The organism is Paraburkholderia sp. SECH4 (genome assembly GCF_030511745.1).
GTDB lineage: Bacteria > Pseudomonadota > Gammaproteobacteria > Burkholderiales > Burkholderiaceae > Paraburkholderia > Paraburkholderia madseniana.
On sequence record NZ_JALOCP010000049.1, the window covers coordinates 1 to 26,076 of the forward strand.

At 56.3% G+C, this 26,076-nt stretch carries 18 protein-coding genes and 2 pseudogenes; 10 read left to right on the plus strand and 10 right to left on the minus strand.

Features of this window, described 5'->3' with window-relative positions; all coding sequences use genetic code 11:
* Window positions 1-462: 462 nt before the first annotated feature.
* Entirely contained in the window at window positions 463-1,023 is a 561-nt protein-coding gene (locus M0D67_RS37275; RefSeq protein WP_266242230.1) for an HAD domain-containing protein, read from the plus strand.
* A gap of 310 nt (window positions 1,024-1,333) precedes the next feature.
* Here the strand turns inward: M0D67_RS37275 and M0D67_RS37280 are convergent, their stop codons facing one another.
* Entirely contained in the window at window positions 1,334-2,068 is a 735-nt protein-coding gene (locus tag M0D67_RS37280; RefSeq protein WP_266242232.1) for a hypothetical protein, read from the minus strand.
* 624 nt (window positions 2,069-2,692) lie between these two features.
* On the opposite strand from M0D67_RS37280, the pseudogene M0D67_RS37285 reads away from it, so the two are divergent.
* The 3 genes and pseudogenes from M0D67_RS37285 (at window position 2,693) to M0D67_RS37295 (ending at window position 4,824) form a co-directional block, all read left to right on the plus strand.
* A pseudogene (locus M0D67_RS37285) lies at window positions 2,693-2,942 on the plus strand (HU family DNA-binding protein).
* A gap of 465 nt (window positions 2,943-3,407) precedes the next feature.
* Complete coding sequence (locus M0D67_RS37290; RefSeq protein WP_266242289.1) at window positions 3,408-3,848, plus strand: SET domain-containing protein; 441 nt, start codon at window positions 3,408-3,410, stop codon at window positions 3,846-3,848.
* Window positions 3,849-4,560: 712 nt separating this feature from the next.
* The gene (locus M0D67_RS37295; protein WP_266242234.1) at window positions 4,561-4,824 is read left to right on the plus strand and encodes a hypothetical protein; all 264 of its coding nucleotides are present in this window, start codon (window positions 4,561-4,563) and stop codon (window positions 4,822-4,824) included.
* Window positions 4,825-5,561: 737 nt separating this feature from the next.
* On the opposite strand, the gene M0D67_RS37300 is transcribed toward M0D67_RS37295, so the two are convergent.
* The 7 genes from M0D67_RS37300 to M0D67_RS37330 form a co-directional block, all read right to left on the minus strand.
* On the minus strand, window positions 5,562-7,001 hold the full coding sequence (locus tag M0D67_RS37300) for an IS1182 family transposase (RefSeq protein WP_266242236.1): 1,440 nt from the start codon (window positions 6,999-7,001) through the stop codon (window positions 5,562-5,564).
* A 422-nt stretch (window positions 7,002-7,423) separates the two neighbouring features.
* Window positions 7,424-8,560: a porin gene (locus M0D67_RS37305; RefSeq protein WP_266242237.1), complete on the minus strand. Its 1,137-nt coding sequence runs from the start codon at window positions 8,558-8,560 to the stop codon at window positions 7,424-7,426.
* 96 nt (window positions 8,561-8,656) lie between these two features.
* Window positions 8,657-10,012: an MFS transporter gene (locus tag M0D67_RS37310; protein WP_266242292.1), complete on the minus strand. Its 1,356-nt coding sequence runs from the start codon at window positions 10,010-10,012 to the stop codon at window positions 8,657-8,659.
* A 248-nt stretch (window positions 10,013-10,260) separates the two neighbouring features.
* Window positions 10,261-11,463, minus strand: coding sequence for a formaldehyde dehydrogenase, glutathione-independent (gene fdhA, locus M0D67_RS37315; protein ID WP_266242238.1), 1,203 nt, complete (start codon window positions 11,461-11,463; stop codon window positions 10,261-10,263).
* A gap of 41 nt (window positions 11,464-11,504) precedes the next feature.
* A complete protein-coding gene (locus tag M0D67_RS37320) occupies window positions 11,505-12,575 on the minus strand; it encodes an aromatic ring-hydroxylating dioxygenase subunit alpha (RefSeq protein ID WP_266242239.1) in 1,071 nt (356 codons plus the stop codon).
* Window positions 12,576-12,705: 130 nt separating this feature from the next.
* Window positions 12,706-13,671, minus strand: coding sequence for a PDR/VanB family oxidoreductase (locus M0D67_RS37325; protein ID WP_266242240.1), 966 nt, complete (start codon window positions 13,669-13,671; stop codon window positions 12,706-12,708).
* Window positions 13,668-14,753 (minus strand): aromatic ring-hydroxylating dioxygenase subunit alpha, encoded by a 1,086-nt coding sequence (locus M0D67_RS37330; protein WP_266242294.1) that lies wholly within the window; start codon window positions 14,751-14,753, stop codon window positions 13,668-13,670. The genes M0D67_RS37325 and M0D67_RS37330 overlap by 4 nt, the downstream gene beginning before the upstream one ends.
* Before the next feature lie 247 nt (window positions 14,754-15,000).
* Here M0D67_RS37330 and M0D67_RS37335 point away from each other — a divergent pair, with 247 nt between their 5' ends.
* The gene (locus tag M0D67_RS37335) at window positions 15,001-15,501 is read left to right on the plus strand and encodes a MarR family winged helix-turn-helix transcriptional regulator (protein ID WP_266242241.1); all 501 of its coding nucleotides are present in this window, start codon (window positions 15,001-15,003) and stop codon (window positions 15,499-15,501) included.
* Between the two features lie 402 nt (window positions 15,502-15,903).
* Here the strand turns inward: M0D67_RS37335 and M0D67_RS37340 are convergent, their stop codons facing one another.
* Both M0D67_RS37340 and M0D67_RS37345 read right to left on the minus strand, forming a co-directional pair.
* Window positions 15,904-16,038 carry a DUF6434 domain-containing protein gene (locus M0D67_RS37340; protein WP_266242296.1) on the minus strand — a complete coding sequence of 45 codons (135 nt, stop codon included), beginning with the start codon at window positions 16,036-16,038 and terminating at the stop codon, window positions 15,904-15,906.
* A gap of 406 nt (window positions 16,039-16,444) precedes the next feature.
* A pseudogene (locus M0D67_RS37345) lies at window positions 16,445-16,672 on the minus strand (methyl-accepting chemotaxis protein); the annotation flags it as partial.
* A 983-nt stretch (window positions 16,673-17,655) separates the two neighbouring features.
* Between M0D67_RS37345 and M0D67_RS37350 the strand changes: the two are divergent.
* The 5 genes from M0D67_RS37350 (at window position 17,656) to M0D67_RS37370 (ending at window position 25,809) form a co-directional block, all read left to right on the plus strand.
* A complete protein-coding gene (locus M0D67_RS37350) occupies window positions 17,656-18,576 on the plus strand; it encodes an SMP-30/gluconolactonase/LRE family protein (RefSeq protein WP_266242243.1) in 921 nt (306 codons plus the stop codon).
* Window positions 18,577-19,066: 490 nt separating this feature from the next.
* Window positions 19,067-20,419 (plus strand): DUF1329 domain-containing protein, encoded by a 1,353-nt coding sequence (locus tag M0D67_RS37355; protein WP_266242244.1) that lies wholly within the window; start codon window positions 19,067-19,069, stop codon window positions 20,417-20,419.
* Window positions 20,420-20,558: 139 nt separating this feature from the next.
* Window positions 20,559-22,289, plus strand: coding sequence for a DUF1302 domain-containing protein (locus M0D67_RS37360; protein ID WP_266242245.1), 1,731 nt, complete (start codon window positions 20,559-20,561; stop codon window positions 22,287-22,289).
* Between the two features lie 134 nt (window positions 22,290-22,423).
* Complete coding sequence (locus M0D67_RS37365) at window positions 22,424-24,784, plus strand: RND family transporter (protein WP_266242246.1); 2,361 nt, start codon at window positions 22,424-22,426, stop codon at window positions 24,782-24,784.
* Window positions 24,785-24,819: 35 nt separating this feature from the next.
* A complete protein-coding gene (locus M0D67_RS37370; protein WP_266242248.1) occupies window positions 24,820-25,809 on the plus strand; it encodes a YCF48-related protein in 990 nt (329 codons plus the stop codon).
* Window positions 25,810-26,076: the final 267 nt, after the last annotated feature.

Genomic DNA, 26,076 nt, shown 5'->3' on the forward strand with positions numbered 1-26,076 from the left:
TACACGGTCACGTGCATGATTCGTTCGATTACCGTGTCGGCCAGACGCGCGTGATTGCCAATCCGCGCGGCTATGCACTGAACCGTCTGATGGCGGGCGCGCCGGCTGACCTGAAATGGGAAAACCCGGCGTTTGATCCAGCACTGGTGGTCGAGGTCTGAAGGCGATGCAGTCCGGCGTTGAGGTATTGAACCGGCAACGGACCTTACCCGAAGGCCGCATCGGAACGCAGGGCGCCGGCCAGGTCGTCACGTACGACGGCGGGCTCGACCGTGCGCCAGTGGGGTAGGTCCGTCGCAGCTAGCCGGGGAGGAAGAACGTGGCCCGGATCGAATCACCGGCTGCCGAGGTGTCAGGGCGGTACGCGGCGCTGGACGACGCGGGTCGTCGGGTACCCGATCATGCATCGCGATTTTGACGGGCTGCGCGGTGTGCAGACTGTTGCTTCTAACAACTCCAGCAATGACTGATCCAAAAACGGACTTCGCCACGCCAGTGGCGAAAAAAAATCCACCGACCGGGCAGTCAGACCGGAAGGTGCTTCTGCTGGATTTCGACGGTGTCGTCCACCGGGGCGACGCCTATCGCACCAGGCACGGGATTGTCAGTAGCGACCCGTCCCGGATCCGGCTTTTCGAGTACGCCGAGGTACTTGCCGAGGCACTTGAGCCTTATCCGGACGTTGAGATTGTCCTGTCCACGACCTGGGTGAAAGTACTCGGCTTCAATCGTGCGCGCGACGCGTTGCCAGTGAGAGCCCTGCGGGACAAGGTAGTCGGTGCGACGTATCACACACGGTTTTACGATGCACATCTCTGGTATGGAATTCCCAGAGGGCAACAGGTGCTTCGGTACGTGACCCGCCATCGCCTCGTAAAGTGGCTCGCGCTAGATGACAGGCGCGACGGCTTCGAAACAGCGAGGGATAACCTCGTGCTATGTGACCCCGACAAAGCGCTAGGTGACGCAAGCACTCGGGACGCTTTGAGGAAAGCGTTGCGAGAGATGCATGGATCAGTTTAGGAAATAGCTTCTGCTGTTGCATGGAAGCGATGGTGTCCTCGATCTGCACGATGTCCGCATGCATTTTCGCCTCAAACGGGGCACTGCGATCAACTTGCCGGGAAAGTCTCAGTCCGCTTTTACCGTATCGAGCAACGTTCGAAGTTCGCGCTGCATGGTCGGGTGGGGGATTACTCATCCGGCAGCGACAGTTGTAGGCGTCCGGTGCGTATTTTCCGGCGGAGGGGGCGAACGGATGCACGCGATACCAGGTTGGGATAACTACGTCCACCGCCGTGAATGGCTTTCTCGACGGGGTGGCTCTCCCGCCCTAGCCATGCACCGGCCCCAGAACATGGTCCCGGGCGGCGTTAAGCACAGCCCTGGGATCACTGGCAAGCACCTCGCGTGGCGGCCGGCCATTTAGCATGCTGCTGGTCGACTCGAACCATGAGGCGATACGGAATGGCCGGTAGCCTTCGAAAATCCTCAGTACCTCCGCAACTTCGGGAATGGGGTTTCCGAACTCATCGAAAACGTACTTCGGATACAGGCTCAGGCCTTTATGCTCGATATAGAACACCTTCCCTTCCTTCCTCCAGCGACTGGCCACCGCATGCTGGTTGGTTGCGTCGGGATTCTGGCGTTTTCCGACCTCCTGGGCCGTAAGCCACTCGGTACCGGAGAGCACGGCCTCGATTGCCTTGCGCTCGAGCTCGGCCCTACCGGCTGAAAAACGGTGGACAGGCGTGGCGTCGACGAGCTCGCGAAGTGCTTCCTGCTCCTGCGTGTTGATAATCGAGCGCACACCTTGAGTCAGGATGAATCGCTGGCGTAGCGAGACGTCGGCACTGATCTCGCCGATCTGGTCGATGATGATAGAGGCGGCCGCGCGGGTGGCATCCAGTTTCGTCACGAGTCGCTCCAGGTTCTGGAGGTCGCTCGCCTGCCGTTTCACGAACGCGAAGGTCGACGGTTTTGCAGTCGGCTTGTGTTCCACCAGCTTACCCGCTGTCCCGGAGCGCTTTGCCATGATTTCAATAGAGAATTGCGCAACATATGTCATATATCACAATTCTCATGCATGCAACTGTATTTGGCGTCAGGATGGGCGGCAATGATTTCGTCCGGTCGTGTGGGAGATCGAAGTCGCCCCATTGCTGCGCAGTGCGCCAAAGCTGAAGGCGATCACCCTGCTGCGCAAATTGCAGGAGAACCATCCTGAGCACTTTCCCGACAGCATGCGATCGATCCTCAACGTTGCCAGATTGAACGGATCGCTTGGGGCAGACCATGTCAGGGTCAGTCGGTCAGTCCGGGGTTGCGCTGAGACATTCGCGTAATCACACGCGATCCGGAGCTGTCGGTAACGGTATTGTCGACGTATCCCGAGAATCCATAGTTCAGCAGGCTGCCAGTGCCGATGATCCGGTCGTTCGCGGTCGGTGCGCGGGTTATCACCGCGCCGATGCGCCATTAAACGCAACCCTAATAGGCGGAGTTATCAGGGTTGAAATGATGCAGCCCTATTAATTCGATGCCTGCCGGATGCGTTGGCGACACCGTCGGCGCCGCAGCGCACGACTGCGGTCCTATCTGCCGGCACCGGCTGCATGTCGCAAGACGATGCCAGCGGCGTTATTGCGCGAAAGCGCATCGATCGGGGTAGCGGCAGCACAACCACAAAGAGATCGCAGCGAAGACAGGCGACAGCAAGGTCTCCACGGGCGAAGCGATCGACGCGGTGATCACGGCGATCACAGGTGAGTTGACGAAGGGTCAAACGGTGCAGTTGATCGGCTTCGGGTCGTTTTCCACAGGCGCGCGCCGCGCGGGTCGGCCGCAACCCGGCGACCGGTGCCGAGATCCAGATCCCGGCCGCGAAAACGGTAAAGTTCACGGCGGGCAAAGCGTTCAAGGATGCGGTGAACGGCGCCTGAAGCCGGAAGCAAGCCGTCGGCCGGATCGCTGCTGGCGGCGTCCGCGTCGAATCGTAGCGGCAGGTGCGCGGCGGTGGCAGTGGAACGTCGTGATCAGGCAGCGGACCTGGACCCAGGTCGGCTGGCCCAATAGCATTCGCGGCGAGATGCTGCGTTGTATCGCGGCCCCGGCGGAAAATCCCGCGCCCCGCCATCCGCGCGTTACTGCGCTACCGGACTCGAATCGTGCGTGTCCTCGCCGAAGCGTGCGGGCAGCGTGCGATGATCGACTCGCTCGACCCCACGGGCAGGACGTTTGTGAGCACGGTGAAGTGGGACAGCTTGCGCGAGCCGGGTAATCACTTTTCTGACTGGCCTGAGCGGAAGGCCATCTCCCAATTAACCCTGAATGTCGCGGTAAAGGCATAGTAGCTGCGGAAATTGACCGCCCTATACTTGCGCATCGACCATAACCAGGACAACACAATGCGGCGCGTCATCGTCCGGAAATCGCCCGTTCACGGCAAGGGTGTATTTGCGATGCGTCCGCTTGCGGCAGGCGAGCGCGTGCTTGAGTACAAGGGTGAAGTCACCACCTGGCGAAACGCGTTGCGCCGGCACCAGCGTGAGGGTGTTGTGGGACATACGTTCCTGTTCGGCCTATCGGACGGACGTGTCATTGATGGCAGCCGGGACGGCAACAGTGCCCGCTGGCTGAACCACGCCTGTACGCCGAACTGCGAGACCATTGAGGATGATGGTCGGATTTTTATTCACACGCTTCGGCCGATCAATGCGAGCGAAGAACTGTTTATCGACTATTTGCTGGTCATCGACGATGCTGAGGACGAAGAGGCTCGTTCTCAATATGCGTGTGTTTGTACCTTTACCAGGTGTCGTCGGTCGATGCCGGCGGACGCGGCGTGAACCAAACGGTGCTGGATGAGGCTGCATTGCCCAATCGGAGAGAAGCTTCAACGCGAAGCGACGGGATGATAGTCTGGTCCGGATCGGCGCGGCTGCGGGTTTTCATCTCGATGCGCTGAAAATGCCGTTGCCAGAGCATCTTGCGTCCGATGCACCTTCTGGCGCGATGACGACGGAACCGATGTCACTGGGTCTCGACGATTGGTGGTGATGCCGTTACGAGCATACGAAAGCGGAAGATGGGGCAGATGACGTCGTTCATGCATTGAGTCACGATGATAGGCGATAACTTAGCAAAGCTTATTAATTGCTCGTGCCATCCGGTCATACACCCGGCTCAACCATCACTGCTCACGCGGATCGGGTGAGCAGAGCAGACTGCATCGGTCGAGTTACGCCACGAAATTCCGCTGTCGACATAAGAAGGATTGTCTGACACGCGGTTTTGCGATGCGTTTTCCACAAGCGCAGCTTTACGGATTGGCGTGCGGGCACCCTTCTGAAGGAATGGGGCGTGTCCGCGTCGACGTAGCGTGGGTAACCCTCCTTACTCCGCCGGGAATGAAGCCGGGACATGGATGACCGTTTCCCTGTCGACGCGTTGCCCTGCCGGGCAACGATCTGCGCTACCCGGCGCCGCTCCGTCCGGGTGTGGTAAAACAGCGCGCGAATGCGCTGGTCGGCGGCGCATAGACGCAATCAGGAGCAGAGGTTGAGAAGGAAGTCAGGGAACAACAGGTCGCAGGTCATCGCGGTACGCGTCGATTCGGCGATCGAACAGCGATTGAGACTGCTGGCGGAAGTCACAGGGCGAAGCCAGTCGTTTTATCTCAAGCAACTGATCGAGAAGGGCATCGACGCTATGGAAGACGCTTGGCTGCCCCAGGAAGTGGTCGCCCAAGTCCGCAGCGGGGCACTGCCGGCGCAGCAGCATGGCACGACCTTGGATCTGTTCGGCGATCAGATTTGCGGGTAGTGAACAGGGTCGAACAACGTATCCGCAAGTATCGTCGCTTTGGCGGACGGCAAGAGGGTGTACTCGCCGACTTCGTTCAGATCGATCGACCTTAAGCGTCAATCCTCAAACGAAGGGTACGATAATTCAGAGCTATCATACCCTTCGTTTCCGGACGTGCCGGCTGGGAGGGCGTGCTTACCGCTCACACAACTAAAGTTGTTGCTACCGGCGGTGGGCAGGCAGATGCCGCTCCATCAGGTAGCCTTGCGGTGCCTGTGGGGTGCGGCAAGCCGGCCTCGCCGGTTTGCCACCCCTTGCGGCAGGGCAGCCAGTGGTCGTCAGTCGATCCTGAAGAGAGCGGTTGCAACTCGGACTTGATGAAGTCGCGACGGGCAACCAGCCTGATTTGCCGCGAGTCCCCACATCCCGACACCCCGCCGAGGGTAGGCGACCAGCCAGTGATCTATCCCGCGGACAGCAAGGCTTGGCGCAGGCAGCACACGAAAGATCCGTACATGTCAGCCTTGCACTACATGGCGATCCAGACGAGCGGCGGCGGACGACCCAGGTTGTGTAAAAACGCGAACCGATGTGGCTCGACGAGTTCGTACCTTCGATCACGGCCATTGGCGGTTGTTTTAGCCCGCTGTATGGTTGGAGGACCATCGGGCTGGTCAGAATGCGAAGATTCATCGACGAGTTCCAGAAGCGCTCCGGTTCGCCGCCGGCGCAGCCGGCTTGATGTAAGGCTTCTCTCAGGCTCTCATCTTTTGCATCACCGCCGCAGTGCCTAAGATCGCCATGACGCGCTTGAGGTTGTATGCGAGCACATGCAGGCTCATCTCGGTGCTGACATGCTCGCGTGTCTTCATCAGAAAGTGCGTCGCGCCCATCCAGAACTTGAGCGTACCAAATGGATGCTCCACGGTCTGACGGCGTATGCGCATCATCTCCGGCTTCCGGTCGAGTCGTCGCTGCATTGCTTCGACTACACCCTCATGCTCCCAGCGCTTTATCCGGCGGGCCTGTTTGCCGGATGTGCATTGTTTTCTGATGGCGCAGGTAGAACAAGCCGAACTCGAGTAGCAATGCAGCGTCATGCCATGCTCGATGTTTGTGAAACGCCAGGTGAGCCGCTGTTGGGCTGGGCAACGATACTCATCATCTTCGGCAATGTAGACGAAGTCCTGCTTGCCGAAGTACCCATCTGCGTTGTTGCCCGACGTCAGTGGTTTGGGAACGAAGGCCGTAATGCCCGCCTCATTGCATTGCAGGATTTCCTCGCCCTTGAAGTAGCCCCGATCGGCAACAACGGTCAGATTTTTGATGCCGGTAGCCTCTCGCGCCTGTCCGGCCATGTTCGTCAGCTGGCTGCGATCATTGCCAACATTGGTGACCTCATGCGCCACGATCAGATGAGACGTGTCATCAACGGCCGTCTGAACGTTGTAGCCAACCATCCCTGTTCCCCGACCGCTGGTGGCCATTGAGCGCGCGTCCGGATCAGTCAGCGAGACCTGTCCATCCGGCGACTCGCGCAGCCGCTGCTCCATTGCCTTGAGGTCTTGCATCTGCTGCCTGAGCTTCTTGATCTTGTCGCTGATGCGGCTCGTCTTCGCCTCGGCGACATCGGATTGCGTCCGGTCCGCTGTCTCCATCGCCGCAAGATAACGCGCGATGCTCTCATCAATCTGCTGCATGCGTGCCCGGACCTTACCACTCGTGAAGTTGCGATCACGATTGTTGACGGCTTTGAACTTGCTGCCGTCAATGGCCACAATCGACTTTGAGAACAGGTCCAGGTTACGGCACAACACGATGAATTGCCGGCATACATTGCAGATCGCTTTACCGTTGTCACGGCGAAAGTCGGCAATGGTCTTGAAATCCGGCGAAAGGCGGCCCGTAAGCCACATGAGCTCGATATTGCGTTGAGTCTCGCGCTCCAGGCGTCGACTCGACTGAATGCGATTGAGATAGCCGTAAATATATATCTTAAGCAGAACGGATGGATGATAAGAAGGCCACCCTGTTGCAGCTGGCGCAGTTCCGTCAAAGCCGAGATCACGCAGATCAAGTTCGTCGACGAATACATCCACCACACGGACCGGGTTGTCGTCGGCGACATAGTCGTCGAGATACTCGGGTAACAGGACGGCTTGCCTTCGGTCTTCGCCTTCGACGAATCGCTTCATGTGCCCACCCGACCTGAATGCGTTGCTTCAGTTTAGGCGATCAGCACGTTTTCACACAGGCTGGACCCATGTCTGCCTTTCGGGTGCTGGCGGGGAATGTCTCCTAGTCGACCGAATTCGGACTGTGCACCGAAAGCATTCTGTTGGTTTCACGGATACCGAGCTTGAGTCGGCAGGGAACGTGCAAAGTGGGCGTGAGTAAGCTTGTCAGGAGGCGACCTCAAGAGACTTGTGTTCCATCGCATCCGTTTTTTACGTGCAATTGTCGGCGCCTCTTCCCCGAAGGAGCGCAACCTTCGGGGAACGGCAGTGTGCAAATCAAGCGGGTCACGCTCGAAATCCCGCCGGCCGGCAGCGAAGCTAGGCTAACCGAAGATAGGAGTCCACTCGTTACCCTCGTCGTCGAAGTATCCGTGAACCTGTCAGAACAAATGTCGCAGACCGACCATCGCTCCGGTCTGCCCCATCCCGGCGCCCGGCGTCGCGCCAGCTCCGCCGGAACTCACACTGTATCGCGCATGCGCGCTGTTGCCGAGGTAGGCTACTTGCGTATAGACCGCACTTTGCTTCGAGAGGAGGTACATCACGCGCACCGTGCTTAACGTTGCTCGCGTATCGTGAACCTTGTTGACGACTCGGTAGACCTCTCCGTCAATGTTCAGAAACGGCGTGACAAGATAAGACGCACCGATGTAGTAAATGTTGGAGCGCACGCCGGGTGTGCTCGCTGCGGCTGGTTCGACATTGCGCCCAAGCCATCCCGCAACGACCTTTGCCCCCAGCAACTTCACATAGGCGTTGGCCTGCATGCGAGTGTCCTTATCGCCACTGGCGGCGAGAGCGCTCGGCGTCACCCCATCAAAGAAGTTGAAAGCCGCGTTCGTGCCGCCGCGTTCCTCCTCGTATGACGCCACAACTCCGAACGCCGGCCCATCATACTTAATCATCGCAGACCAGTCCTGGCACCGTTTGAAGTCGCCAGCGACCGATCCCGCACAGGTTCCCTGTCCGGGCGAATTGCCGGTCCCGGCCGAATCACGGCCGAACGAGTAGGTGGCACCGAGCGTGAATCCACCAAACGTACCCTTATAAGCGACGCTGTTATCGCTTCTCGCGTTCGGCACATACGCGTCCAACGAGCCCAGGCTGTAGATGGCCGGACCGAGGACATCATTGTCCAGCAGTGCTAGGTAGGTCATCGTATACTGGCGGCCAAACGAGATGGTCCCAAACTGGCCACTCACACCCACCCACGCCTGACGACCGAACAGTCGCCCCCCCTGGCCCAGGTCGCCGCCCCGGATATTGAATCCGTTTTCGAGCACGAACACCGCCTTGTAGCCACCGCCCAAATCCTCCGTGCCCCGCAATCCCCAGCGCGACGGAAGCGAGCCCGTGATAGCGGGTATCCGGAACAGTTTGTCTCCTGCCGCATTGGCGTGCGATATGTACTCGACACCCGTGTCAACGATACCGTAGAGGGTCATGCTGCTTTGAGAATAGGCAGCATCGCTAAAGCAGCACACCGCAAGTAATATGCAGTACTTATTTACGTTCATAGTCTCCCTCATTATAGTTCCAGATCTTGCTGAGTTATCTTTCGGTCCTGCGTAGTTATCTACGTCGCGATAGGTCGTACGCTCACGTTGAGCCTTTCAGGCAGTCGCGCTACTACTGCGCCCTATGGCACGGCCCCCTACACTTGCGTAGATAATCGCAATCGATGCGACGGCAGCAAGTAGCGGCACGGCGAACAGAAAGTAGAGATGTCCGACCTTCCATCCAGCGTCAATCAATGCGCCGACCGACATCGGTGCCAGGATCGCACCGATGCGCCCCATCCCAATTGCCCATCCCATTCCTGTAGCGCGTGATTCGGTGGGATAGAGCATCGGAGCAAGCGAGTACAGTCCACCCACGCAGCCTGAAATCGCTGCACCAATCAGCACAGCGAGAAGCATGGACACCTGCAGCGAATGCGTACCATTTCCAAACGCAACAAGTGCCACTACGCCGACGAGGAGATATGTGTACAGCAGCGTCCTGAGCTTTAGCCGTGACGACAGCGCGCTAAACAAAGTACAGCCGAATATGCCGCCAACGTTCAGCAGCACAGCCCCTGTGATGCCTTGAGAAGCCGACATACCTGATTGGACGAGGAGCTTTGGCGTCCAACTCATGACAAAGTAGAAGCTAGCCATGACGAGGAAAAATGAAGCCCATATCGTCAGGGTTCGGACAAGGAGCGCGGGGTGGAAAAGGCTGGCTGCCGTCGAGCTTGTTTCGGTGTCACGCAGGTCCTCCAGCCGGTCGCCAATGAGCGGCAGCACGTTCACCGGTACGTGACCCATGCGCGCCAGAATCTTGTTGATCTTCTCGAGTGCGCCAGTTGGACGCTTCGCCGTGATGTAGTCGAGCGATTCGGGCATCAAAGCGAACACAACTGGCAACATCGCGGCGGTTGCCAGACCGCCGGAGGCGAAAACGGACCGCCACCCGGCATGAGAAAGCAGAATGCCAGCGATGATCCCGCCGATAGTCGCTCCGAGCGCATAGCCCGTCGATTGCATGCTGATCGCACCGCTACGCCACCTGTCTGATGAGTATTCAGACGTAATGACGGTGAGACTCGCTAACATGCCTCCAATGCCAAGCCCTGTTACAGCGCGAAGAATTGCCAATTGCGCGACGCTTTGCGCCATCGACGAAGCAAGCATTCCGCCGGCGATGGTCATCAGGCAAACCAAAATAATTGTTCTGCGGCCGAGACGGTCTGCGAGCGGAGCGATGAACAGCGAGCCAGCTCCCATTCCAAATAACCCGGCGCTAAGCAACAGTCCGATTTTGGTGCCGTTCAAATTCCATTCAGCGGAGATATGCGCCGCGGTGAACGCCATCGAAAGAACGTCAAATCCGTCAAGCATATTCAGCAAGATACATACGGTCACTACAATGTTCTGGAACCTAGTCATCGGGCTTTCATCAATAGTCTTTCGCAAATCCAGTCTCATCATCAGCTCCTCAAGTATGCGTATCACCGCTCCGATAGTGGGCATCGATAGGAGAGTCCGTACTTCCAGAGTACGGTTACTGCATCCAGTTCCTCTGAAACCGGCACCCGGTTTTCCTGCGACATCACGAGCTTTGAGCAAGCTGTTATCGTTGCCTTCATGCTTGTCTCCTCGATACCCGTTTTATTGAAATTTAGGCGAACAGGCCGTCCCACTAAACGCGAAAACCGTCTTCGGGTGCCGCTAACCTAAGCTGCTTTCCGGAACATGTTATGTGGGTCAATCACGAACTTCTTCGGAACGCCGGAATCGAACTGGGCATAACCACTTGGTGCATCATCGAGCGTGATGACTTCGACGCCGACGATATCGGCGATGTTGATTCGGTCCCACAAAATGGCCTGCATCAAGGCACGGTTGTATTTCATGACCGGCGTCTGACCAGTGAAAAAACTGTGTGACTTCGCCCATCCGAGGCCGAAACGGATGCTCAGCGATCCGCGCTTTGCAGCAGCGTCGACTGCACCGGGGTCTTCTGTGACATAAAGGCCCGGGATACCGATGCGTCCAGCCGCGCGCGTGACTTCCATCAGTGAATTCAAGACCGTCGCGGGCGCCTCATGTTGCGCGCCTTCGTGGCCGTGACCGCGGGCCTCAAAACCGACCGCGTCGATTGCGCAATCGACCTCTGGCTCACCGAGGATCGCGGCAATTTGCTCGGAAAGGCCGGCATCCAGCGAAAGATCAACCGTTTGGAAGCCGAGGTTGCGCGCGTGGAGAAGCCGTGCAGGGTTGACGTCACCTACGATGACCACGGCCGCACCGAGAAGCTGCGCCGAAGCTGCCGCTGCAAGTCCGACCGGACCGGCTCCAGCCACATAGACCGTGCTTCCTGGCCCAACGCCCGCCATGACCGCTCCGTGGTACCCGGTGGGCAAGATGTCGGAGAGGCATGTCAGGTCACGAATCCTCTCCATCGCATGTGCCTTGTCCGGAAACCGCAGCAGATTGAAATCGGCGTATGGCACCATGACATATTCAGCTTGCCCGCCGACCCATCCGCCCATATCCACGTACCCGTATGCACCGCCGGCGCGCGAGGGATTCACCGTCAGGCACACCCCGGTGTGCTGCTCTTTGCACGTACGGCAGCGTCCACAAGCGACGTTGAACGGAACCGACACCAGGTCGCCGATGTTCAGCGTTTCGACATCGCGGCCCCGTTCAATAACCTCACCAGTGATCTCGTGCCCGAGAATGAGCCCCGTCGGCGCCGTAGTGCGACCTCGCACCATGTGTTGGTCGGACCCGCAGATGTTGGTCGAAACGACCTTCAAAATGACCCCGTGATCGATACGCCGCCCCCGAGGATCCTCGAGCTTGGGATACGGAATCGCTTGCACCTCCACCTTGCCTTGACTGATGTAGGCCACACCTCGGTTCGATGACATCAAGAGCTCCTTTGTATTTGCATCAGCTAAAAATCGTGAAGTCAGGCGTTCAGACTTTCTTTGACAAGGCGATCGATGATTCGCCGAGCTCGGTTTGGTCCCACATCGACGTGAATGTCGAGTTGCGTTCGAGACGAAAAGTTGAGCTGGTTTTTGTATTGCGCCTCAATGATGGTCTTGTCTTCGTCGAACGTGGCGGCACTCTGGTCGATAACGGTCTGGGTGACGTTCTCCATTTCCGGATGAGGGTTGGTCGCCATGCTCCAGAAGTAATGTGTCGTGGTTTCCGTCTCCGGCGTGATGCCATGGAAACCACGCATATGAAAACCCTCCCGTTGCGAGTCGTCGAGGCGGCCCGATCCCACATCCATCGCACCCGTCCAGATGCGGATATGTGTCACATGAAAATCGATTTCCTGCCACCGGTCGACGTGACCTCTGAAAGGCCACGCAGCCGTGTAGGTCGGGGGCGGCTCTGAGTCCGGCATCAAACGAACGATGTGTACGACATCTCCGTCGCTGGTCACCCGTGTTTCGGCGCCCATATGAACATTTGCATTGCCCCCGATGGTTTTAAGATGTACGTAACCGAGATGACTCAGATCCATGAGGTTGTCATGGATCAGCTGATAGGGCGCTTCATAATGGTAGCTGCCACCGCCGAACTGGAAGTCAGGGCGGCTATGGATCGGGTATGAGGGAGGCGGGCAGGTCGGCGCATCATCCGGCGACGCACCGATCCAGACCCAGATGATCTGATCCTGTTCCTGCACCGGATAGGAAGTCACCTTCGCCTTGGCCGGTACGCGATCTTGTCCTGGAATTTCCAGGCACGCCCCCGTGCTATCGAAAAGCATGCCGTGGTAGCCACATCGAACGCCCATGGATTCGACAGTGCCGCAGGAGAGCGGCAGTTCTTTGTGGCAGCAGCGGTCCTCCAGTGCACCGACATCACCCGACGGAAGGCGGAAGAATACGATTGGACGATTCAAGATCTTCCGCGGAATTGGCTTGTCGCGGAGTTCCCAGCCAAAGCCCGCGACCCACCACTGGTTCATCGGAAAGGCGGGGGGCGTGATCATTTGTGTAAGCGGAGCAGTGTCAGTGGTCATAGTATTTTCCATCGGATAGGGGATTTTCTCCATTAATTATGGATATCTAATCGTGTGATTTTGCTGCCACTTGAGCCATCTGACCTTCAGTCGTGAAAGGGGCGCGGCGTCGTGAGAACTCTTCTGCTTTTTACAAATCAAGGACCAACAGCTCAGATTTTGACCGGGAGCAGCACGGCAGGAACTGATCGTTCGCGGCCTGTTCGTCTGACGTAAGGTAGGAATCCCGATGATCCGGCTCGCCATCAATCACCCTGGTGAGGCAGGTTCCGCACACACCCTGCTCGCAAGACGTCAGCACCTCGATGCCATGTGCGGCAAGCGCCTGCACGACCGTACAGTCAGCCGCTACTTCGACTGTTGCTCCACTGCTAGCGATGCGCACTTGAAAGTTCTTATCGCCCGCCGTTTGTCCGGGGATAGCCCCAAAGAATTCATAGTGCAGCCGGTCTTCTGGCCATCCTTTGCTTCGCGCTTCGGCTAACACGGCGTCCATGAAACCCCGGGGGCCGCATACGTACAAATGCGTTCCTCCGGGGGCGCGAGCCAGAGTGCTGCTGAGATCGAAAGTTGGGCCGGTCGCGTTATCGTCGTGGTGAAACCGCACCGATCCTGAGAAGCATGCTTCGGTGATGCGTTTGGCGAAGGCGGTGCGGTCGGCCGAGCGTGTGCAGTAGTGCATGTCGAATGGCTGGCCCGTTGCGACCAGACGCTCCGCCATGCACAGGATCGGAGTGACGCCGATCCCGCCGGCCAGCAAAAGGTGGTGGGGCGCATGATCGGCCAAAACGAAGTGATTCCGCGGTGTGCTGACCTGCAGTCGATCACCTTCATGAACCAGGTCGTGGATTGCCTTCGAACCCCCGCGTCCCGAGGCGTCGCGCAGCACAGCGATCAGGTAGCGATGTGTCTCGCTCGGATCGTTGCACAATGAATACTGGCGCACTACTCCACCTGGAAGGTGAACGTCGATATGAGCCCCGGCGGCGAAGGACGGCAGTGGCCGCCCATCTTCGTTTGCAAGTTCGAAACTTGTGATATCGATCGCTTCCCTCTTCTTTCGAGCGACGACGACGTTCAGAACGGTGCAATTCATGACGCCACCTGCACCGGGATAACGCGCGAGGCTCCGGTCTGCTCCGCGCCAACTTGCCCCCGCTCCTGTTCGAGCCATCGTTCGAGCACTCGACGCGACATGACACCGCCAGCATCAATGTTCAATTTCAGCAGATTCCTCCCGGGCCACTTCAACAGATTTTGCTGCTGGCGCTCAAGCATCTCGAGGTCCTCGCTGAAAATCTTGCCCTGTCCTTCCCGGATGCTTGCGGTGAGGGCCGCGTCGTCGGGGCGGAAGTTTCGTGCCATGCCCCAGAAATACCAGATGGAAGTTTCAGTCTCTGGCGTAATGAAGTCCACCACGATCGAGGCCGCCTTTTTTTCCGGAGGAGCGCTATATCCGCCGTGCCCCGCATGTGCCACGCCGACGTCGATCAGTACGTGGCTCGGCGGCGTAAAGCTGCAAATCTGCCATCGGTCGACCGGAACGTCATCGGCAAGACCATTACCACGTAAGGCCATGCGCCAGAAGGAAGGTGCCTCTACGTTTTCCATAAAGCGGCTGGTAGTGACGGTGTCGCCCTCGCTTACGGTCTTTGGGGCGGCCTCGTCGATTTCCTTCTGGCCGATGCTGTCTGCATGAACGTACGTCTCGTGTGTGAGATCCATCAGGTTGTCGATCATGAGACGGTAGTCGCACTTGATGTGGTAAAGGCCCCCGCCATAAGCCCAATCAGGGCTTTCCGCCCAAGGCAAGTGATGAAGTTTGGCGGGGTCGGCCTGCTCCGCGTCGCCAGGCCACACCCAGACGAAACCGTAGCGCTCGATCACCGGATAGTTCCTGATGGATGGAAAGCCTCCGACTCGCTGGCCTGGCATGCCAGTAGTCTTGCCCTCACATCCCATTTCAAGCCCGTGGTAACCGCAAACCAGCGTGCCATCGCGCACGAAACCAAGCGACAGTGGCGCCCCACGATGAGGGCAGAAATCTTCGAGCGCGACGGCTTTTCCACCGGCGTTGCGATAGAAGACAATGGACTCGCCGCAGATCTTGCGGCCAAGCGGCTTTTCAATAATTTCATCTGGCATGCAGGCGACATACCAGGCATTTTTGGGGAACATTTTTCCGAACTCCTGATGATCACGTGTGATGCGCCCGAGTCCATTCCCGTGCGCATCAGCGATAGTCATTCCGTGTACTCAATGTGATTCAGTATACTCAATGTACCTTTGATGGTTAAATGGAGGTTTTCCCTTAGAGCCATTTGCTGTGGGCTAATGCGCGGCGAAATTTTCGAGTGTGGTCGTCGTTTCACGAACATCACGCTCGAAGGCCGACGGATGCCAGCCGACAGCGTCACCAACATCCATGGTCACATCACCTGCCACTACTGATACGGCGATAAGCCTCGACTTGTATGACCAGCCGGGTCACCTGATACGTCGCGCCCATCAGATTTCCGTGTCGATGTTTCATGAACTCCTGGGTCGCGAAGTCACTCCCGTCCAGTACGCGATACTCCGGATGCTTCAGGAGCTCCCTGGGCTTGACCAGGTAACATTGGCGCAACGGGTTGGGCTGGACACCTCTACGACCGCCGACATCGCCGTCAGACTCGAAGCTAAAGGTTGGATTCTTCGTGAAGTTCTGCCGCGACGTCAGCGTCGCCTGTTGCTCACGGAAGAGGGCGAGACCCTGCTTACGCAGCTCATCCCGGGTGTGAAGGCGCTTAGCCACGGCTTGCTCGACGGGATGGGCGAAGAGGACGCGCAAGAGCTACTCCGACTCTTGCGAAAGTTCGTACATCTCAATAATGATCAAAGTCGCGCGCCGCTGCGCAGTTCTGGCGATGATGCGACTTCCGAATAGAACGAACGGCCATGCGGTCGCGTTTGCGCCGCCAATTTCTTCATCGCAAGAGTCAATTTCGCGGATTCGCAGCTGAACGCTAAAGAACGTTGGCGCCGCTGGAGAACGAAACCGGAGAGCGTTCGCTTCGGCGAGGTGAACAGCGCGCCCGGTTATTTTCTACCGCTGCAGCAATGTTGTCGTCGGCGCACTGGGTAACGCACAACGGTGTCTCCCACACTGGCATGTTTGGCTTCCAGCAAGTTGCGGGCGAGATCTGTGCCGGACGAATGTATCCTGTCGCTGGCATGAAAACGTAGATCCTCCCAACGTCGGCTTAACGACACCATTCGGCCCTTCGTGGCAAACCGACGAGTGTCTCTCATTGGCCGCGTGCTGCCTGATGCGTTCGGCATAGGGCAGTTAAGTTTCGACGTCGACCTTGCGCAACCTGATCCATTCGTCCGCCACCTCCCCCATGTTCTTGGGTACTCCGCCTTTAATCCAGACCATGAAGGATCGATCGAACCTGAACGTCTCACCACACTCACTCGTCAGAAATCGACGAACCTTCTGGGGTTCGTGTAAGTCTCGTCAATTTTGGTGGCCCAGTTAATCGGGTCTCGGTGCCAGTCAAATTTCATAGAGGCTCCCCGTCTTAAGAGTTGCTGTGGAAGAGACCAGCTATTGTTAGCGATCTACGCCACAGCGTCGAGTGGCCGAAATCGGCCGAACACGGAATCAAGTGGTTCGATGATCGCGCAGCGCTGTCCCAGCCACTGAGGTGTTAGCTCGCACAAGATCTCCAGGTGCCAGGATAATGCACTTGCGGACCGGCCGGTGCGCGCGCGGGAAACGTCGGCTGCGTTTCGCCGTAATCGAACCAGTCGTCCATAACCCTGATCCTGATTCGCGGGTTGGCGACATGGCCAGGTTCGGCATACGCATAACACTCGGACTGTTCTTTGATTTCCTTTGCCGCTGCGGCGGAGCGTTGGGCCAGGCTGCGAACCTCACTGGCAACCACCGCAAACCCCCGCCCCTGCTCACCTGCGCGCGCGGCTTCGACGGCAGCATTCAGCGCGAGAATGTTTGTCTGGAAAGCAATACCCTCGGTGACGCCAGTGATGTCGGAAATCTTGTATGAGCTACTGCTGATCTGGCCGATCGTTTCAACCATGGCCTGGACAGAGTCCTCTCTGTAAGCACGGGCCATTCGGCCGACTCATTCGCGTGTAAATAGCGGCCACGTTCGGGTTGCGCCCTCCAAGCATATCTACCTAAAACGATGCTGAGCGCTTGCGTCGAGCCGGCTGCGGCAACTCTGAGTGTCGCAAATCATATCTGCTTTGCCTAGCGGTATCGGGGGCGTACATGCTTAGAGCCGAAAGCGTCCCGGTGCCATGCGTACATCGTTTCAACCAAACCACCCGTTGGCGGCCACCAGTCTGACAAAGCTCCCCGCGACCAGTGGCAATCGGACTAAGCACAGTCCGCACGCGGAGCAAGAGCAAGTAACCCCCCATATTCGCCCGGAGGCGGCTCGCGCAGCCGGACGGTGAGCGCGGCAGTTCGATCGAGCTGCCGGGGATAAAACGCGCGAATCCTGTCGAGTCTAGCGAGCAGGAGTGTTAAATCAATCACATTGTCCGTCATAGCGAGCGTCGACGATGCTGTAAGTTTTCCGTTTGAGCGTGCCGAGCAAATTCGGACCGAGGATTGGAAGCGCAAGGGTTTTCCATAGGATCACATTGAAACTCTCAATGGCGAGGCCGAAAACGACAAAAACTGACTGTCCCGCGTAAGAGCATTTCTTTTTGAAGGTGACAGAATCGCCCTAACAGTTTTCGGCGGGGCGACCGTCTTTAGCAAGACAAGAAGCGTAAGCAGCGGAAGATTTAAGGAAATGACCGCGCCGATAGCTTGAGAGATTGTCATGGTGAAGAGCGTGCTCTCACGCAGCGTATGCACAATGTAAGTTTGAAATATTTCATATTTCCTTGCAAATAGTAAGGAATCCTATATTTCGTATGACATACAAAATAAAGAGATGCGTCATCTGAGCCTGAAGGGGGCTGATAGAGGCTTATTGGGTTAACCAAAGCAGTCGCTTTACAACTTGGTTGCATCAATCCAGCATCGGTAGTTAAGTTCTTGTCAATGAGGAGAGGTAGATTGAAAGTCAAGCGAATCATGGGGATGATTGCGAGCCTGGTAATGGCCATCACGGCGGCGCACGCGGAGGAAGTCACCGTTGTAAAAAACGTGCTCGGACCGGAGGGGCCTCTCTACGTTCAAGGCAACCTCTACTACGTGGCATGGACAACAGGTACCCTAAACAAATGGGACGGAAAAAAATCGACAGTGTTGAATGATGCAAAGAACTGCGGCCATAACGGGTTGGCTCTTACCAAGCACAACACTTTCTTGATCATGTGCTCAGCCGATCCGGGCGCGATCATTGAAACCGATATCAATGGTAAGGAGATTCGACGGTGGACAGCTGACAATAAGGGTAATAAGTTTGTCGGCGGTCTAAACGACGTCGTGGTTGCACAGAACGGTGGTGCGTATGCCACTATATTCGGCCCGAACACCGACGAACCGACCTTGGTTGCGGGGAAAATTCTCTATCTCGCGCCTGGGGCCACGGATTGGGTCGATGTAGCTGACGATTTGAACTACGCCAATGGTATTGCAGTTTCGCCCGATCAAAAGACGCTTTATGTAAGTGAAACCGTCAGTAATAGCATGAAGAAATTCGCTATTAATTCGGATGGTACGCTGAGCAGCCGGGCAAACTACGCTTTGCTCAACAATCTAGTCAAAGACAAAGTGCAATCAGCGTGGCTGGGGCCGGACAGCATGAAGGTTGACCGCGAAGGCAATGTCTACATTGCGCAGTGGTCCGGCGGCAAGGTTCTAAAGATTTCACCGGAGGGAAAACTGCTGCACGTATTCGAAATTTTCGCTGGGGATGGCACGACCAACGTGTCACTGACAGACGACGAAAAGTACATTTATGTGACGGTAGTTAAAGACCCGAAGTCTAAGGACGGCGCTGGCAGTATCGTAAAGATCCAAAACGCTAACTAATTCTTCGAAGTGGAACTGATTTGATAGTGACCTCGCCGGTTGCCCAGTAGCGACTAGGTCTGACGTCATCGCGGTCTTAGCACGCAGAGTCGTGAGTTGCTTCGAAGTTCGGCGCAGAGTGGGCAAACCATGAACTGAAAAATATTCGAGATGGAACGATCGTGAATCCTGATCGGCGGGGGATTCGTTAAAAACAACAGCAGTTACGTTTGCCTCGGGAAGCAGTCTGCAGCACAGCGGACTCGTCTCACCTTCTATGGGTCGAGAGCTGAAGATTGCTAATCGCGCTCCGTTAAGGAGGCTCGTCGCGGTAGAAAACAAAACTGGGTTCGTTACGAAGACGTCGCATAGCTTGATTCGACTCACGAGATAGAAAATAGATATCAGTTTTTGAAAAAACGGATTTCAACACTATTAATTCGTATAGCGAAATAACGCGTTTTTTCATTGCTGATCGAAAGCAATTGTTTTGCGGCCTATGGAGTTGGAGATGAATATGAAAACCCGCGCTATTGTCATTACAGTGCTCGGTGCATTCTCTGTATGTGCGTTTGCGGCGGATCTGACGCCGGTGGGCGCTGAGCGCGCTGGAAACAGCGATGGAACGATCCCGGTATTCGATGGTAAGGATGCGCCGTCCGCCGGATGGGAGCCGGGGAAATATCGTGGCGACTACTGGGCCCACAAGTCCGAGAAGCCCCTGTTTGTGATTGACGCCTCCAACGTCGACAAATACGCCGACAAGCTGTCTCCGGGTCAGGTGGAACTCATCAAGACAAAGAAGGGATACACCATGCCGGTATATCCGGCGCATAGAAATTGCGGCTTCCCAGATTTCGTTCTGGAAAACACAAAGGCCGGCGCGGGGAAGGCTTCAATTGCTTCGGACGGTTGGTCCCTTCAGAACGCAGCGTTGCCTTCTGTACCCTTCCCGCAGCCGGCATCTGGGATACAGGCTATGTGGAACTGGCTTGTGAGATACCAAGGTGTCGGACAAGACTGGCCCGCTGGACACACGGTTATTTCAGCTTCACCCGGTTCAAGCAATCGCATCGAATTCTCGTGGACGCAACTGATCTATTTCCCATGGGCAAAGAAGGGTGTGTCGTCGCCTTCTGACTTCGGTGGGCTCGCCTATGCAATCTATTATTCTTACACCGAACCTGCTGCATTTGCTGGGCAAGGGTTGATCCAACGCTACTACTACTCAAAAGACCCGGATGCGTATTACTACTTCACGGGGCAGCGTCGCGTTCGCCGATTGCCGAGCTATGCGTACGACGCGCCGACGTTGGGGACGGAGAATCAGTATCCGACAGACTCGCAATTCATTTTCTACGGTAATCCGGATCGGTTCGACTGGAAAATTGTGGGGAAGCGGGAGATGTATATCCCCTACAACAACTTCGCGGTACAGGACTTTCGCCAGAAGCTGGATGATGCGGCTGGTGAGACGTTCATAAATCCGAACGTTAGACGCTACGAGCTGCACCGTGTTTGGGAGATTGTGGGGACGGTGAAGTCAGGGGTCAGACATACCGCCCCAAAGAAGGTTCTTTACTTTGACGAGGACTCCTGGAACATCGTTGTCGGCGACGATTACGACGCGCAGGGAAAACTTTGGAAAACCAAAGAGAATTACGTCGTCCCTACTTGGGAACTCAACGGCGCGTGTACGGTTCCCGCATTCGCAATGTATGACATCAAGAATGGACGATACGTTGCTGACCAATTGGTTTGGGGGACAGGTAAGGACCAGCGTCATTTCGAAGCTCCAACGGACAAGCGGCTTAACGACGACTTCTTTACGAGTCAGAGCCTTCAATCGATGAGTGAACGGTAAATGCAGTAAGGCGGCGCCATAGGTGCCGCCACCGCAAAAGCGGCCCTGCGAGCGAGCATTTCGGCGTCAGGGCTGATCAACGGTACGAGCACCTTGTCGCGGGAGCGACATGCGTGTCGCTAGGGATTGCGAGGAAAAAATGAAAACGACATTGGGGAAAGTAGGGGTCTGCTTAGGGATGGCGACCTTGTCGGTAGGTGCATCCGCTTATGAGTTTGATACCGGGCTCGGCGATCTGCATGGTTCTTGGGTTTCTAACGTGACGGGCGGCTTGGGCCTCCGTCTTAAGAATCCGAGCTGTTCGTTGACGGGTGATCCTAATGCCTACAACCACTGCGGCGATGGAGCTAACGTTGATCAGTATGGTGCAGGTAGTAACGGCAATCTTAACTACAAGAAAGGTCAACTCTATACGACCTATCTTAGCCTTACCAGTGAACTGCTGCTGACCATGCCCCAGGAGGGGTATAAGTTCATGGTGCGCGGCACTGGCCTTTACGATTTCCTGGCGAGCGATACTTCGTATACGCCGTTGAGTTCGACGGCGAAAGCACAGGCTGTCTATAACGTTACTCTTCTTGATCTGTGGGGCGAAAAGGACTTCGACATCGCTGGACATCCCGCTCACGTCCGGCTTGGTAACCAGGTTATCAATTGGGGTGAGAGTTACTTCGCTTCGGGTGGCATCAATGCGACGAACGCACTGGACATCCAAAAACTGCTTATTCCTGGGACCCAACTGAAACAGGCACTACTGCCAGCTCCGATGCTTAGTTTCGCATCCGAATTGCCGTACGGCTTCAGCACAGAGGCATACTATCAGTTCCAGTGGAGCAGTAATCGCTATCCACCGGTTGGCACTTATTTCTCGACAACCAACGTGTTTGGTCGAGGGATGCTGCCATACACGGTCAATTCAAACAATTTTAACGTCGCTGGTATTGGCCAAGGCGCTGTGTCCGTTCCAGTGAGCACTAATTTGCCCCGCGATTCGTCGCCGCAATATGGCGTTAAGTTGACGTACAAGCCGAAGGCAATTGATGCGAACTTCGGCCTTTACTACGAGGAATACACCGATAAGTCTCCTGTCCTGTCATCTCTCTCAAATGGCTCTCTCCAGTGGTCTTACTTGGGGCGTCGGAAGCTCGTAGGTGCGAGCACAAATTTCCAGCTTGGCGACTGGGCAATCGGCTCCGAATTGTCCTATCGGCCTAAGGACGCTATCGCACTAACAGGGTGCTACGGAGCAGGTGGCGCGCTGGATGCGAATACAAATGGAGTATCGGGCATAGACTGCCAGCAGTGGATCGACAAGAAGAAGATCCAATTCGACATCAATGGCCAGATCAATCTGACGCAGAGCACGGCACCGTTCATCAAACTGCTGGGTGCCGAGGCCGCCGTCTTCACAGCCGAGTTTACGTGGGTGAAGTATCCGGGTGTTAGTGCGGACTCTCTGTACTATCGGACGATCAATGGGGTGAATGTTGTCCAGGCACCTGCCGCTGGTTACTCAAACTGGCTCAACAACACATCTGGTTTAGGTTATCCCATCGCCACCGGGCAAGGCACGTCGAACTCTGGTGGCATCACGTTGGACTTCAACTGGACCTACGATGGGTCGCTTATTCGGGGTTGGCAGGTGACGCCTGGGGTTACGTTCTCCGACAGCATCCTGGGTTATACGCCAACGTTTTCTGCTAACTATATGGCAGGTGCGAAGTCGATCAACGTCTATGTGCTCTTCAATCAGAATCCGGCGGTCTGGCAAGGCGGCGTGAACTTCACCACGTACTTTGGAGGCAATGCGCTGAGTCAGCCTTACGCCGACAGAAATTTCGTGGGTGCGTTCGTTACACGAAACTTTTGATCGAGATTAGGGGATCCGCAGATTCCGGCGGATGCCCGAACTCTGCCTTTGTGGCGTTGTAGTTCGAGTTATTTACCGGACCCATGTCCTGATCTATGAACGGACATCTGGCGAGGCCATGTAGAGGAGTTATTGTGTTAAACCGATTCATCAAGCGGCTTGAGGACTGGTTCTTTGGGCACCGTGCGCTGACGCTAGGAAGTCTGGCTTTGTTTACGGTGCTGATGGCCTGTTTTGCGCTCCAACTCCGGATGGAGGCTGGATTTGAAAAGCAGATCCCGATTGGGCATCCCTACGTCGAAATGTTCCAGAAATATCGGGGGGATCTGTTCGGCGCCAATCGGCTGACAGTGGTGGTGCGAGCCAAGCACGGTTCCATCTGGAACAAAGAAGGGTTCTCTCGTCTCTACGATGTTACACAGGCGGTTGCTGCGTTGCCGAACGTTGACAGGTCTGGGGTTCAGTCACTGTGGACGCCAAACAGCTTTGTAAATGAGATTACCGAGGATGGGTTCCGTGCGCAGCCGGTCATTCCCGCGACGGTAATACCTGCCAGTATTACTCCGCTGGACGTCGAAGCAATCCATCGGGCAGCCGCCGAAGGCGGATTTATTGGCTCGCTCGTGTCACGCGGCCAGGCCGCCGCAATGATAACTGCCGAAGTCAATGAGGTGGGCCCAGATGGCAAGAAGGTCGACTACATTTCCTACAATCGGTTGCTCGAGCAGAAGCTGCGCAGTGCGTTTGAGGACAAGGACTACAGCATTGAGATAATCGGTTTTGCGAAGCAAATTGGTGACATTGCCGATGGAGCTCGCGGTGTTCTCGTTTTTTGTGCGATTGCGCTGTTGCTGACTGCGTGCGCCGTCTATTGGTACTCGCACTCCGTCCGCTTTACCGTTTTGCCGATCGTATGTTCGCTGACTTCGTTGGTTTGGCAGTTCGGGACGCTGCGCATACTGGGATTTGGCTTGGACCCGCTAGCGGTTCTCGTGCCGTTTCTGGTATTTGCCATTGGGGTTTCACACGGTGTGCAGCAGATCAACTATATCGTCCGTGAGCTATCTCATGGAAAGTCGTCTATGGAGGCAGCACGCTCGAGCTTTACGGGTTTGTTGATTCCGGGGTCGCTGGCGCTCGTCACCGCCTTTGTCTCCTTCATTACATTGACCCTAATTCCTATTCCCATGATCAGGGAACTGGCTATCGCTGCCTCGCTCGGGGTGGTCTACAAGATTGTCACGAATCTCGTGATGTTACCGGTGGCGGCGTCCTGCTTTACGTTCTCGAAAGAGTACGCCACAAAGGCAATGAAAAAGCGTGAGAGTCGCGCTGGCTGGCTGCGCGTGATCGCGAAGATAGCGAAACCGAGGAACGCTGTTCCAGTATTGGTCATTGTAGGTATCGTGTTCTGCGCTGCGGTCTGGGAGAGCCGTGACCGCGTGGTCGGGACGCTCCAACCCGGAGCACCGGAGCTGCGACCTGACGCGCGATTTAACCGAGATGCTGTCGACATTTCGAAGAGCTTCGACGTTGGCCTCGATTGGCTTTCAATTGCTATCGAAGCGCCGCCTGAGTCTTGCAATAGTCCTGCGGTGGGTCAGTTCGTGGATAACCTCGCCTATCACATGCAGAGCGTCCCTGGGGTGATCTCGATCGGCTCCTATGCATCCATGTTACGAACGTATAACGAGGGCTATAACGAGGGATATCCAAAGATGAACGTTGTTCCCTTGGACGCAGGGAACTACTCCTCACTTAGCGCCGAAATCAACCGTGTTCGGGGGTACATGACGAAGGACTGCAGTATGACGGCACTGCACCTTTACCTATCCGACCACAAGGCGACGACGATTAATCGCGTTATTTCGGCTGCAAATTCGTTTCAGGCAAGCCATGCGCTGAAGGACGTGCATATTCGCCTTGCGGCGGGAAATGCAGGACTCCTGGCTGCTACGAACGAAGAGTTGGAGAAGACGGAACTGCCAATGATGCTGTACGTATACGGAGCAATAGTTGCGCTCGTGTTCTTGGTTTATAGGGATTTGCGTGCTGTCGTCGCCTGCTGCTTGCCCCTTACGGTCGGCACGTTCATCGGATACTGGTTTATGAAGGAATTCCAGATCGGATTGACGGTTGCGACGCTTCCAGTCATGGTCTTGGCGGTTGGCATTGGTGTTGACTACGCCTTTTACATATACAACCGTCTACAACTCCACCTGGCAGGCGGCGAACCGATAGTTAAGGCGCTGGAACATTCGATGATGGAGGTGGGGATGGCTACTATCTTCACGGCAATCACCTTAGCCATCGGTGTGGCGACGTGGTCGTTTTCGGAACTCAAGTTTCAGGCTGACATGGGCAAATTACTTTCTTTCATGTTTTTGGTGAATTTGATCATGGCAATGACCGCCTTGCCGGCACTGGCGGTTGTTCTTGACATCATCTTCCCTCGCCGACGACCTGTGCGGGCCCCGGGCGTTCTCGGTCATTGAGAACCACCTTGATTGAATGGATTGGAGTATTGCACATGGACACTCTGTCGCGATTCACTGGCTTAACAATAGTCAGCTTGTTCACCGCATTATGTTTAAACTCGACTGCCTTCGCTCAGTCAACCGTTCCGCCTGTTTCGCTGCACCAAGCCGAGCAAGTTGCTGCGGCGACCAACGTTCCCGTGCTCGGGGCGGCGCGGGCCGGCACTCGTATTGTGACGGTGGGAGACCACGGCGTAGTGCTTCTTTCGGACGATGACGGCAAGTCATACCGGCAGGCGCGCGCTGTTCCTACGAACCTTGCGCTTACCGCAACCTATTTCGTCGATTCTCACAAGGGATGGGCGGTCGGCCATGGCGGCGTTGTCATCGCGACAGGGGACGGGGGGGAGACCTGGAAACTTGAACGTAGTGACCTGGGCGTTGACCAGCCGCTCTTCTCCGTATATTTCCGCAATGAGAATGAGGGCTGGGCCGTGGGCCTCTGGTCGCTCATGTTGCATACTATGGATGGGGGGCGGCATTGGATCCCACTGGCGGTACCGGTGCCACCAGGCGCGAAGAAAGCGGACAAGAATCTGTATTCCATTTTCACTAGCCGAAACGGAGCTCTGTTTATGACTTCGGAGCAGGGGCTTGTGCTTCGCTCCGCCGACGCTGGCGCCACTTGGGACTACGTCAAAAGTGGCTATAGCGGGTCGCTGTGGACAGGTATTGGACTACGTGACGGAACGCTTCTAGTAGGTGGATTGCGTGGCAGTGTGCTAAGAAGCGAAGATAACGGAAATACATGGTCGCCAGCCAAGACCGATCTTGCAAGCTCCATTACGGCATTCGGAGAGCAATCTGACGGTTCGGTGATTGCAGTTGGTGTTGATGGTGCGGTCCTTAAGAGTAACGACGGCGGGCGCACGTTCAGCGGAAAAACACGTTCCGACCGCCAGGCCTTGACCGCAGTATTGCCCCAGGCTGGCGCCGCAGCACACCTTTTTTCGGATGGTGGTCCGCTAGACATCGTGCGTTAAGGCGTCGGCTCTACGATCTGGGGATCCGAGGCAACTCTGTCTGCCCCTCTCGCACGCACAAGCTTAGCTGTTCTCTTGTCCTCTCGTCGTGCAATGTATATCGATGAAGCGTCGCTCACTCAATGCTCTCTCCCAACGTCGGAGCACATGGAGAGAGAGTCACTGTAGTTTGACCCAATGCTAGGAAAAGCTACGGAACGGGGCGATTTAAACCCTGAAGGCCTCCGCAACGCCGTAGGTGGTTGCGGCATATTCAGATAAAAGTGA